The sequence below is a fragment of the Pontibacter brevis genome, assembly GCF_054779655.1.
The window spans coordinates 27,162-39,380 of record NZ_BAAGXV010000021.1 but is presented as its reverse complement, the minus strand read 5'-3'; the positions used below and the strand labels follow the sequence as shown (position 1 = coordinate 39,380).

Annotated in this window: 11 protein-coding genes and 1 pseudogene; 3 read left to right on the top strand and 9 right to left on the bottom strand. The window is 48.9% G+C overall.

The annotated features are described in order from the left end of the window. Position 1: 1 nt before the first annotated feature. The 7 genes from rimK to cmk all read right to left on the bottom strand — a co-directional run bounded on the left by rimK (position 2) and on the right by cmk (position 6,202). Positions 2-904: a 30S ribosomal protein S6--L-glutamate ligase gene (rimK, locus tag ACYVB1_RS05565; protein WP_460921491.1), complete on the bottom strand. Its 903-nt coding sequence runs from the start codon at positions 902-904 to the stop codon at positions 2-4. A 7-nt stretch (positions 905-911) separates the two neighbouring features. After that, a complete protein-coding gene (locus tag ACYVB1_RS05560) occupies positions 912-1,394 on the bottom strand; it encodes an ATP-dependent zinc protease family protein (protein WP_460921488.1) in 483 nt (160 codons plus the stop codon). A gap of 147 nt (positions 1,395-1,541) precedes the next feature. Then, complete coding sequence (locus ACYVB1_RS05555) at positions 1,542-2,750, bottom strand: PQQ-dependent sugar dehydrogenase (protein WP_460921485.1); 1,209 nt, start codon at positions 2,748-2,750, stop codon at positions 1,542-1,544. 177 nt (positions 2,751-2,927) lie between these two features. Further along, positions 2,928-3,740 (bottom strand): alpha/beta fold hydrolase, encoded by an 813-nt coding sequence (locus tag ACYVB1_RS05550; RefSeq protein ID WP_460921482.1) that lies wholly within the window; start codon positions 3,738-3,740, stop codon positions 2,928-2,930. Positions 3,741-3,937: 197 nt separating this feature from the next. Beyond that, on the bottom strand, positions 3,938-4,516 hold the full coding sequence (locus tag ACYVB1_RS05545; RefSeq protein WP_460921479.1) for a DUF502 domain-containing protein: 579 nt from the start codon (positions 4,514-4,516) through the stop codon (positions 3,938-3,940). 80 nt (positions 4,517-4,596) lie between these two features. Continuing rightward, complete coding sequence (locus ACYVB1_RS05540) at positions 4,597-5,487, bottom strand: 4-hydroxy-3-methylbut-2-enyl diphosphate reductase (RefSeq protein WP_460921476.1); 891 nt, start codon at positions 5,485-5,487, stop codon at positions 4,597-4,599. 10 nt (positions 5,488-5,497) lie between these two features. Beyond that, positions 5,498-6,202: a (d)CMP kinase gene (gene cmk, locus ACYVB1_RS05535; RefSeq protein ID WP_460921473.1), complete on the bottom strand. Its 705-nt coding sequence runs from the start codon at positions 6,200-6,202 to the stop codon at positions 5,498-5,500. Positions 6,203-6,465: 263 nt separating this feature from the next. Here cmk and ade point away from each other — a divergent pair, with 263 nt between their 5' ends. Both ade and ACYVB1_RS05525 read left to right on the top strand, forming a co-directional pair. Then, on the top strand, positions 6,466-8,106 hold the full coding sequence (ade, locus tag ACYVB1_RS05530) for an adenine deaminase (RefSeq protein WP_460921470.1): 1,641 nt from the start codon (positions 6,466-6,468) through the stop codon (positions 8,104-8,106). A 38-nt stretch (positions 8,107-8,144) separates the two neighbouring features. Beyond that, complete coding sequence (locus ACYVB1_RS05525; RefSeq protein ID WP_460921467.1) at positions 8,145-8,990, top strand: sulfite exporter TauE/SafE family protein; 846 nt, start codon at positions 8,145-8,147, stop codon at positions 8,988-8,990. Between the two features lie 69 nt (positions 8,991-9,059). On the opposite strand, the gene ACYVB1_RS05520 is transcribed toward ACYVB1_RS05525, so the two are convergent. Together ACYVB1_RS05520 and ACYVB1_RS05515 are read right to left on the bottom strand one after the other, a co-directional pair. Then, positions 9,060-9,494 (bottom strand): response regulator, encoded by a 435-nt coding sequence (locus tag ACYVB1_RS05520; protein ID WP_460921464.1) that lies wholly within the window; start codon positions 9,492-9,494, stop codon positions 9,060-9,062. A 361-nt stretch (positions 9,495-9,855) separates the two neighbouring features. Next, positions 9,856-10,839: pseudogene (locus ACYVB1_RS05515) on the bottom strand (PLP-dependent cysteine synthase family protein); the annotation flags it as partial. Positions 10,840-11,190: 351 nt separating this feature from the next. Here ACYVB1_RS05515 and sucD point away from each other — a divergent pair. Continuing rightward, complete coding sequence (gene sucD / locus ACYVB1_RS05510) at positions 11,191-12,081, top strand: succinate--CoA ligase subunit alpha (protein WP_460921461.1); 891 nt, start codon at positions 11,191-11,193, stop codon at positions 12,079-12,081. Positions 12,082-12,219 lie beyond the last annotated feature (138 nt).

Sequence of the window (12,219 nt, the reverse complement as noted above, 5' to 3'; positions counted from 1 at the left end):
GCTATTCTTTTACTTGTTTCTTCAGCTTCTTCTCTGTAAGCCCTTCCATGTATTCGATTATCTTTCCTGCAATGTCTTTTTGCGTGGCGCGCTCAATTCCTTCCAGGCCTGGCGATGAGTTAACCTCCAGGATCAACGGCCCGCGCTTGGACTGCAGCATGTCTACCCCGGCAATGCCCAGGCCAAGCGACTTCGCAGCCAACAGAGCCGCTGCTTTCTCCTGGCGGGTCAGCTTAATCAGCATGGCTTTGCCACCTCGGTGCAGGTTAGAGCGAAACTCCCCTTCCTTGCCCTGCCGCTTCATGGCACCTACTACCTCGCCGTTCACTACAAACGCCCGGATATCGGCGCCACCAGCCTCTGAAATAAACTCCTGCACAATGATACGGGCTTTGAGGTTATGAAAAGCCTCTATTACCGACTCAGCGGCTTTTCTTGTCTCTGCCAGCACCACGCCCAGCCCCTGTGTGCCTTCCAGCAACTTGATTACGAGCGGGGCACCTCCCACTTCTTTCACCAACTCGGATGTCTGCTTTGAATAATTGGTGAAAGCTGTTTTGGGCATACCCAAACCAGCACGAGACAGGATTTGAAGGCTGCGCAATTTGTCCCTGGAGCGCACGATGGCCTGGGAGTCAACCGCGCTCTTTACCTTCATCATCTCAAACTGCCGCACCACGGCGGTACCATAAAATGTTACGGAAGCCCCTATGCGCGGAATAACGGCATCTATATCAGTTAAACGCTCGCCCTTGTAAAGAATATGAGGGTCGCCCTGCTCAATTACAAGGTCACAACGCAGGTGGTCTAATACAACAGCCTGGTGCCCCCGCTGCTCGGCTGCCTCTACTAAGCGGCGGGTAGAATACAGCTTCTGATTACGGGAGAGAATGGCAATTTTCATAAATGCTTTATTTCTTGATTTTTTTGATCTTCAATTTGTGTGCGAGGTTCTTTCGGGACACATCCACTATAAACCTTCCCTTGAGCAGCTTTCTGCCTATCAGCACGGGGTACTTCATATCGCTACGGTCCGACAACGAAAACTCAGCTTCTATTGTCTCATCAAAGAGCTTTATTTTTGTACGGATAACGTAGCGTTCCTGTGCCTCACCAATAGAACTCTTTATCTCACGCAGATCATACTCCGAAAACTTGAGCTTTTTGTGATTGTACTGTGGGTGTGAGGGGTCCAGCAGGTCCAGGGCAATGACCTTTGTTCCGTCTGGCTTCGTCTCTTCATGTATGTCAGAGCAATGAATAGCGGACGTATAAGCTCCCGTATCTACTTTGGCTTCTATCTCATCTATGTCCAGCTCCGGAAACGAGACCAGCTCACGCCTTCCGATTACTTTTTTCTCAGGCTTTGGATGTGTTTGTTTTCCCTCTTTCATAGGCAGCAAGGCAACATTAACAATGAACTGTGCATACTGGGTTATGAGTGGAGCAGTTAAGCTTCCTGTTTCCGCCTCCCGCTCTTGCAGCTACTGGCATGTTGGCTGCTCCACAACTACTCCTACCCTCTAACCCTGCATGTATTTTTACTTACGGTATGTAATGCGGTAAATGGCATCGTTTTTATCATCCGATACCAACATTGAACCATCCGGCATCAACAGCACATCTACCGGGCGGCCCCAATCTTCCTGCCCTTGCAGCCAGCCTTCAGCAAATGGCTTGTGCGTGGTCTGCCCGTTGGCATCTGTCGTAACGGTTGCTACGCTGTAGCCTATTTTCTCAGAGCGGTTCCAGGAGCCATGCTGTGCTATAAATATCTGGTTCCGATACTCCTCCGGAAACATGTTACCAGTATAAAACTTCATCCCCAGCGAGCCACCGTGCGGGTGCAGCTTCTGCACAGGTGCCACAAACTCACTGCAGTTGCGCTGCGAGCCAAACTCCGGGTCCGGCACATCACCTGCGTGGCAAAACGGGTAGCCGAAGTGCTGCCCGTTCTCCGTAGCACGGTTCAGTTCATCCGCTGGTGTGTTATCGTCCATCATGTCGCGGCCATTGTCTGTAAAATACAGGTCCTTTGTTTCAGGGTGCCAGTCGAACCCTACTGTATTGCGCACTCCCTCGGCATATATCTCCAGGTTAGAGCCATCCGGGTTCATGCGGCTGATAGTAGCGTAGATAGGCTTTTCAGATTTACAGATGTTACAAGGTGCCCCCACCGGCACATACAGTTTGTCGTCCGGGCCAAAAGCAATGTATTTCCAGCCATGGTGGGCGTCGCTCGGAAACTGGTCATTTACCACCTGGTACTGTGGCTGGTTGCGGAATGTCTGCTCAATGTTATCAAACCGGATAACGCGGTTGACCTCTGCCACATACAGGGCCCCGTTACGGATGGCTACACCATTCGGCATAGTTAAACCTGAGGCAACCACCACTACCTCGTCAGCCTTGCCGTCGCGGTTCTCATCTACGATGGCATATACCTTGTCCTCTTCACGGGTACCCACAAAAAGTATCCCTGAAGGACTTAAAGCCATGGAGCGGGCATTATCCACATCCTTGGCATAATAGTCTATCCGGAAGCCTTCCGGCAGCGTAATTCTTTCTAAGTCTTTATCGATTGGGCCTGTTGGTATGCCAATCCCTGTTTCACCAAGAGCCTGCTGTGTTTCAGTTGGTCCTGTTTTGGTTATCTCATTGTTTTCCCCGTTCTCATTATTAGAACAGCCGGTACTTAAGGCAACAACGGCAAAAACAGAAAGAACAAAGCTTAGTGGTTTTTTCATCATGTATAGATTCTTATGGTGTGAAGGTTCAAAATTGCGCATACTCCCTGTAAGTAGCAACAGTGGTGTCCGTATTGCTTTTTAATTCAAGCTAAGTATACTCCTACAGGGGTACAATGTTTATTGCCTGTACAGGAATAACCACAAAAGGCGGGGCTATGTTTGTTGGCGCCGGTTATATTAACGCCCGCCTTTCATTCGTTTCCGGTGCAGCAGCGATGCCACATCCTGCAGAAGGTAGGAATGCCCTGTTTTAAGGATAACCAATTCACCTTTATCCAGTGCATCAATGAACACCCCTACCCGCTTAGGGGCAATAATCTGGTCATACTCCCCCAGAAACATCGTTACAGCTACCTGGTGCCTGTTCAGCAGGCGCACAATCTTCCGGATATCGAAGTTAAGCTCTCTAAAACCAATCCAGCTGCGGTAAACGCGCAGGCGCTTGGCGGTACTGTCCATCTGATAATGGGCAAACCGAAGCATGCTTTTGTGCACGATGTTATACTTGTCCAGCATGCGCAGCAACCCGAAGAAAATGTCCGGCTTCACCACGGTGCGCTTAAACAACTGCTGCAACCAACCGGGGTAAGTGGCAATATTGTACCAGAAGCTTGTTCTGATACCGTCTGGTGCAATCAGAAACAGTTCTTCGATTTTTTCCGGCATGCACTCCACCAGCGTCAGGGCAAATTTGCCGCCCATGCTGAAGCCCATTAAAGAGAAACGGCTTATCTGCTCTTTCTCCAGGAAGTGCTCGATGAGCTCCTGCAGGAAGTCTTTGGAGAGGGGCATGCTCCGCTTATGAAGATAGCTGCGCCCGTGAAAGAAAAGATCGAAGGCATAAATGGTATAGTCGTTACCGAGGGCCTGCTCCATTGGATAATAATAGGAGCTGTTCTGCCCGTAGCCATGAAAAGCCAGCATCGTGCGGCTACCGTGCCCAATGACCCGGTAGTGCAGTTTAGAACTATTTTGAATGACGTAAGGCAAAGTCAGTATGGGGTTGCTGGTTATTTTTGTTGGTTGTGCTATGTTTGGATGGTTAGCCTATTGAATCATGATGTACTGAATAAGCAAAGTAGCTAAATAGAAATTACGCAAAACGCTCCCTACTGATAAAATACTTGTAGTAAATTCTGACACACCTGTTCTTCTACCCCCAACAATCAATTTTCAACTATTAAAATTTAAAGCTTGGATACCCCGCCTGATACGATAAATTTCATAACCTCGCTGCTGGGCACATCCAGGAATGTTACGTTGCGCCTCGGCACAAGGAAAAGTTCTCCGGAAAAGTTGTAGGAGTGCGGAAAGTATACGGCTACTTTGTCCTCGATATTAATAGAAACCAGCGTATCCTGCGTTAAAAAACCCAGCTTGTAGTTTTCAGAGTCTTCTGTCATCTTCACCATTACCGGCTGATTAAACTTCTGGTTATCGCCCACAAAAGCATCGAAAAGGTCTTTGATGCTGGAGTAGATAATGCTCACCAGCGGCACTTTGTGCATAAAGCGCTCGGTTACCACAAAAAAGGGCTTCACAAAGAAAGAAGAGCCAATAAACCCGACCAACGTCAGCAGCATGACCATCAGCAGAATACCCAGCCCGGGAACGCCCAAATCGAATATACTGTCCAGCCAGTCGATTATTCCCACCACAATAAAAACAGTAAGCGCAAGAGGTGCTATGATCAGGAGTCCGTTAAGAAAGTAACGGAAGATATTTCGCATAAAAATTACGTTCAGAAAGCGGAAGAATCGGTTCATGTGCTGTTATTAACAAAAAAGGCTTTGCCGAAGCAAAGCCTAAATGTAGCAAAAATGCCAATATAGTATATCGGGAATATTTACACCGGCTCGGCCTCAATGGCAGCAATGCTGTTTGCCACCTGCTCCATCAACCACATAGGGGTAGACGTTGCACCACAAACTCCCACGCTGGCAGCATTTGCAAACCATGCTTCCTCTAACTCCTCCTCGTTTTCTACAAAATAGCTGTTCGGGTTGTGCTGCTTACATACGCTGTAAAGGGCTTTTCCGTTCGAGCTTTTCTTACCACTCACAAACACAATCACATCGTGCTCTGTGGAGAACCTGGACAGCTGCGGTTCACGGTTAGACACCTGTCGGCAGATGCTGTCGTTCGCATCGAACACGGGTTGGGTGCTATCCTGGTTTGCCTGCTTCATGCGTTCCTCTATCAGGGCTTTGATGTGGTAGAAGCCCTTGGTGCTTTTGGTTGTCTGGCTGAAAAGGGTAACCGGGCGGGTGAAGTCGATTTTATGCAGGTCGTCCTCTGTTGTTACGATAATGGCTTCATCGCCTGTCTGGCCTGCCAGGCCAATTACCTCTGCGTGACCAACCTGGCCGTAGATGACAATCTGCCCATTTGTGGCTTTACCACTGTCATAGGCATGTTTCACACGGTTCTGCAGTTTCAGCACCACCGGACAGGAGGCATCAATCAATTCTATGTTATTTTCCAGTGCCAGCTTATAGGTTTCCGGCGGCTCGCCGTGTGCCCTGATAAGTACTTTACAATCACGTAACTCCTGCAGTTGCTCACGGTCTATGATGCGGAGGCCTTTTTCGTACAGCCTTTTCACTTCCATTCCGTTGTGCACTATATCTCCGAGGCAGTAGAGTTCTTCGCAATGCTCCATCTCATCCTCAGCCATTTGTATCGCAAACTCTACCCCGAAACAATAGCCGGAGTTTTTATCTATGGTTACGTTCATTTTTTCTGCTTCAGTTCTGCTGCAAAGAAATTTCGTTTCTTAATATTTTTGAGGTTACCTTATTCATCACAAACTCCACCTGCTCGTCAATCGTCATGTGCGAGGTGTCCAGCAGGTGTGCATCCTCAGCCCGGCGCAGGGGGCTCTCTTTTCTGGTAGAGTCTATGTGGTCGCGCTTTTGCAGGTTTTCCTTTATCTCGTCGAGGTTCACTAGCTGCTTTTTCTCCAGCAGTTCCTCCTGGCGCCGCTTAGCGCGTGTGTCTACGTCTGCGGTCATAAAAATCTTTACCTCCGCATCCGGGAAAACAGCTGTTCCTATGTCACGGCCATCCATCACCACGCCGCGCTTTTTACCCATTTTCTGCTGCTGTGCCACCATAGCCCGGCGCACCTCCGGAACTACGCTAACTTCACTTACCTGGTTCGATATATACATCTTGCGTATCTCATCCTCCACATTCAGGCCATTCAGATAGACTTCGTTTCGTCCTTTCTTGGGGTTGTAATGGAAGTCTACCTCTATCTTGTCCAGCGCATCTTTAATTTCTTTTGGGTTGGTTAGCGACACGTGGTGCTGCAGAAAATATAATGTAACCGCCCGGTACATGGCTCCGGTATCTATGTAAGCGTACCCAAGTTCTGCTGCTACTAATTTTGCCGTGGTGCTTTTGCCGCATGAGGAATAGCCGTCGAGTGCGATTACGATTTTCTTCATATAGAAAAGAAACTAAAAGAGAATTTAATTAGAGTCGCAAGGGCAGGGTAAGTTGCCGCGCTTGCTTTTTCTTTTGAGAGATGCCGTCTTTTTTTGCTGAGGTGTTTTGGCTGTGCAGCCGGCCAAAGGGCCCGTAGCCAGAAAACTCGCTAGAATCAGGTATGAAATTATCTTTCTCAAATCAACTGAATTTAATGCAAATATAAAGTAATTTACCGTTTTCAGCCCATTAACAGGGCAATTTTCAACAAACACCTGCTACCATGCATACCGATTTTTCCATCAGCGGACGCATCGTTAACATACAGCGCCAGGAGATATACGAAGGCACTGTTCATGTTTCAAACGGCCGCATTTCTAAAATAGTTCGTGAGGCCACAGCGGCTACTAATTATATATTACCCGGATTTGTGGATGCTCATGTGCACATCGAAAGCTCCATGCTGGTGCCCAGCGAGTTTGCCAGGCTGGCCGTACCGCATGGCACCGTGGCCACCGTATCAGACCCCCATGAGATTGGGAATGTGCTTGGCCTGAAGGGTGTGGAGTACATGATTGAGAACGGAAACAAGGTGCCCTTTAAGTTCTATTTTGGCGCTCCGTCCTGTGTTCCGGCTACCCCCTTTGAGACAGCAGGCGCTGAGATTACGGCTGCAGACATTGAGAAGCTGTTTCAGCGTGACGAGATAAAGTACCTTGCCGAGATGATGAACTGGCCCGGTACCCTGCAGCGCGCCCCGGACGTGATGAAGAAAATAGCACTGGCGCAGAAGTATGGCAAGGTAGTGGACGGCCACGCCCCCGGCCTGCGGGGCGAAGATGCCCGGCAGTATGCCTCCGCCGGCATCAGCACCGACCATGAATGCTTTACCGCAGAGGAAGCCTTAGACAAGCTGGCAGCGGGCATGAAGATCCTGATAAGGGAGGGCAGCGCGGCAAAGAACTTTGAAGCCCTGATTCCGCTGCTGCCGGAGCATTACCGAAACATCATGTTCTGCTCCGATGACAAACACCCGGACAACCTGGTGGAAGGACACATTAACCTGCTGGTAAAACGGGCGCTGGCAGCCGGCAACAACCTGTTTCACGTGCTGCAGGCCGCCTGCGTGAACCCGGTAGAGCATTATAAGCTGGAGGTAGGCCTGCTACGGGAAGGAGATCCCGCCGACTTTATTACGGTGGATAACCTGGACAACTTTAACGTGCAGGCCACTTACCTGGACGGGCAACTGGTGGCAGCGCACGGCAAGTCTAAGATTGCTTTCTCGGAAAGCGAAGAAATCAACAACTTTAACACAGACCTCAAATCGCCGGAAGAGTTTGCGGTACTGTCCGGGGACGCCACAAAAATCCGGGTGATGGAGGCGTTTGACGGGCAGCTCATCACAAAAGAAACCTGGGCAGCACCAAAGGTTGAGGACGGCTTTATAGTGCCTGACCTGGCGCAGGACATATTGAAGCTAACCGTAGTGAACCGTTATGAAAATGCGCCACCGGCCGTAGCCTTCATCAAAAATATAGGCTTAAAGGAAGGAGCCATTGCCTCCTCTGTAGGCCACGACTCGCACAACATTGTTGCCGTGGGTGTGGATGATGAAAGCATTGCCAGGGCTGTGAACCTTATCATACAATCCAAAGGTGGTGTGGCTGCCGTACGTGCCGGTGTGCAGCAATTGCTGCCGCTGTCTGTAGCGGGCATCATGTCGGCGGAGGATGGTTACCAGGTGGCAGCGCACTACTCCGATCTGGACCGTATGAGCAAAGAGATGGGCAGCAAACTGGAGTCGCCGTTTATGACGCTTTCTTTTATGGCACTGCTGGTTATACCTTCCCTGAAACTGAGCGACAAAGGCCTTTTCAACGGAGATGAATTCAGATTCGTATCTGTGGCAGAAAAAGATTAAGAACATATCACAGGCCCCGTAAAAGGGAGCCAAAGCAGATGCAGGAGCTCGTACTTTTTATAGTGGGTGTCATTGTAAGTGCGTTTGGAACAACCGTAGGCTTTGGCGGAGGTGTGTTTCTCGTTCCTATCCTGATTATCTTTTTTGGCTATAACATTGAGATTGCCATCGGCTCCACCATGTCGGCCATGATGCCGGGAGCCATTATTGCTTCCCTTTTTAACCTGCGCGACCGAAGCATAGATTATCTGGTTGGCATCCTGATTCAGCTGCCGGCCATGGCAGGAACAGTGCTGGGGGCTTTCCTGGTAGCTTTTCTGCCTGTGCAGGAGCTACAGATGGTTTTTGCGGTGTTTGTGTTAGGCATTGGCGTGCTGATGTTGTTGCCTCCTAAAAAGAAAGAAGCACCGCGGCATACCGGCATGATGTACCGCATCCGGCGTGCGCCTACTTCTTTTATCCGGAAAAACAGGGCGAAAAAACTTGCCTACCGGCTTAACGGCGGCGTGGTGTCTATCTTTGGCTTTGCATCTGGTACGGTGGCAGGATTATTCGGTATCGGGGGAGGCTTTCTGCAGACGCCCATGATGATAAAGCTTTTCCGGATGCCGGCCCAGATTGCCACCTCCACCTCCCTTTTCATACTGGTGGTCACCAGTTTTACTGGCTTCATCAGCCATTTTCTGCTGGGCAATGTGCTCTGGAGCCGCAGCCTGCCCCTGATGCTTGCTTTTGCCGTAGGCTCGGTGGTAGGCAACCTGTTTAAGAAAAAAACGCCACGGGGTAAAAAACTGGAACGGCTTATTGCGCTAGGGCTACTGCTGGCAGGCATTGGTGTGCTCCTTAACCTGTTGATGAAGTCTAACGGCGGTTTCTCTTTCTGATGTTACATTAAAACAGAAGCGGGCCCTGCAAATCATGCAGGGCCCGCTTCTGTTTTAATGCTGTACTGGCTATGCTTCTTTCTGAGCATAAAGTTTCTGAAGCAGCGCATTTACTTTTTCGGCTGTCAGGGGCTTTGTCAGGTACTCGGCATTGTATCGCTTAAAATTGGCAGTATCCTGTGGATGTGTGGAGGTGGTGAGCACGGCCATAATAATGTTGTTCCGGAAACTGGCATCAAGGCGCTCGTACAGTGACAGCATCTCGAACCCATCCATCACCGGCATATTGATATCAAGGAATATCAGCTCAGGCTTAAAGTAATCTTTGTTCTTTTCCTCGTAATTGTTATTGCTAACATTGTACAGGTAGTCGAAGGCCTGCTTACCATTCACGAACGTACGGACATTATCTGTTATCTTCATCCTGTCGATCAGGCGCTGGTTCAGGAAATTCGTTGTATCGTCGTCGTCAATAAGTAAGACGCCTGATAATTTCTTTTTCATTTGTATAATTAAACCCTGTGCATCTCTGTATACGGAGCAATCAGATGAAGAAGTTTATAGAAACTCCACAAACAGCAACTCCCTCTCCTTGTTTCGCCTGTAACTGCCTCTACAACAGGCTACCTGACACTTCAGCTCTTTACTTGTTTGTGCCTGTTGGTTAGAAGCTGCAAACTAACATTTCGCTCCTTCAGAATCCGTAATAAAGCTCTATGGCTGTGTCTGTAAAAGTATACAATCTTCTCCTACTAAAAAAAATAAAACCATGCTGTAATGGCAATGTTCTCCCTCCTGCTAAAAAGGGAAGCCCGGGGCTCATCAAACCCGGGCTTCCCTTTTTAGCTAATATACTGAATACTTAGTCAATATAGCCCTGAGCACGCATCCAGTCATCATTGTAGAGTTTGGCCAGGTAGCGGGATCCGTGGTCGGGCAATATTACTACCATCATGTCATCCTCTGTCAGGTCATTTTCTCTGGCATACTCCAGGGCACCATATACAGCCGTTCCACCAGACCAGCCTACAAACAATCCTTCTTCTTTGGCAAGCCTTCTGGTCATCACGGCACCGTCCTTGTCCGATACTTTCAGGAAGGTATCGATAAGGTCAAAGTTCACGTTCTTGGGCAGAATGTCTTCCCCGATACCTTCTGTAGCATAAGGGTAAATTTCCTTCTCATCAAAAATACCAGTCTCCTTGTACTTCTTGAACACTGAGCCGTAGGTATCAATACCCACCGTAATAAGCTCCGGCTTCTTCTCTTTCAGGTACTGGGATATACCGGAAACAGTACCGCCCGTGCCCACACCTGTTACAAAATGGGTGATATCACCATTTGTCTGATCCCAAATCTCCGGACCTGTGGACTCGTAATGCGCTGCCGTGTTCGACATGTTGTCGTACTGGTTTGGGTAAAACGAGTTCGGAATTTCCTGGTTCAGGCGCCTTGCAACTGAATAGTAGGAATCCGGATGGTCTGGCGCCACATTGGTAGGGCACACAATTACCTCGGCGCCTACTGCCTTCAGCACATCAATCTTCTCCTTGCTTTGTTTATCAGAGAGTGTGAAAATACACTTGTACCCTTTTGCAATGGCGGCCAGCGCCAAGCCCATACCCGTGTTGCCGGAAGTTCCCTCAATGATGGTTCCGCCTGGTTTTATGATACCTGCTTCCTCCGCGTCCTCTATCATTTTGATGGCCATGCGGTCTTTGATAGAGTTGCCCGGATTCAGGTACTCTACTTTGGCAAGCACTGTAGGCCTGATGCCTTTGGTTACATTGTTCAGCTTAACCAGCGGGGTGTTACCGATTGCCTCGGTAATATGGTTCAGATACTTCATCTGTTTTGTTTTTATTGCAATGTAAGAATTTAAATCGTTTTAAGTTTTGAACAGGCAGCACCACAACACGTTGCAGGTGCACCTTTCTGCTGCCTCTGTGGCCGGCTATAGACCACGCAGAAGCAGGACACGCTTGTTGCCAACGGATAAAGCAAAAAATGCGTTTACGTGTTTACGGTGGCAGTCGTTCCGGACACTTAACCAACAGCGTAACAGGACGAAGTTGTTCCGTCGCACTACATTGCCAGACACTATATTAGGGACAACTATTTTTTGCAGGGGCCACAAAAAAGCCTATTTTTGCACAAGCTTATAGTTCGACCGTCAATACACAAACTAAACAAGATACACATGAGTGTTTTAGTAAATAAAGATTCGAAAGTGATCGTGCAGGGCTTCACAGGCTCGGAAGGATCGTTCCATGCACAGCAAATGATCGAGTACGGCACTAACGTAGTTGGTGGTGTGACCCCAGGAAAAGGTGGTTCTACGCACCTCGACCGACCTGTTTTCAACACAGTTCAAGAGGCTGTTGAAAAGGCTGGCGCCAATGTATCTATCATTTTCGTACCACCAGCTTTTGCCGCCGACGCCATCATGGAAGCTGCTGATGCGGGCATCAAAGTTATTGTGGCTATCACGGAGGGTATTCCTGTAAAAGACATGGTGCAGGCTAAAAACTACCTGAAGAATAAGGATGTTACATTGATCGGTCCTAACTGCCCGGGTGTGATTACGCCAGGCGAAGCGAAAGTAGGTATCATGCCAGGCTTCGTGTTTAAGCCAGGCCGCATTGGTATCGTTTCTAAGTCTGGTACATTGACTTACGAGGCTGCTGACCAGATTGTGAAAGCTGGTTTGGGTATTTCCACAGCCATCGGTATCGGTGGTGACCCTATCATCGGTACACCTACCAAAGATGCTGTTCAGTTGCTGATGGAAGACCCTGAGACAGATGCCATCGTGATGATCGGTGAGATTGGTGGTAACTATGAGGCCATGGCTTCCAAGTACATCAGCGAGACTGGCAATAAGAAACCAGTTGTTGGTTTCATCGCTGGCCAGACCGCTCCTGCAGGTCGCCGCATGGGCCATGCTGGTGCCATTGTGGGTGGTGCTGAAGATACAGCTGCCGCTAAAATGAAAATCATGCGTGAGAATGGCGTAAACGTAGTGGAATCTCCGGCTGAAATTGGAGATGCTATGGTAAAGGCATTGAAAGAAGCTGGCATCAACGCTTAATGAGCGATACCAGCACACGCGCTTACATACAGTAAAAAAGGAAAGGCTGCCCCGCAAAGGCAGCCTTTCCTTTTTTACTAAAAGGCACGGACTTCGCTGCTTTGCAAGCAAAGCTGTATAACCTGTTCAGGGTTCAGC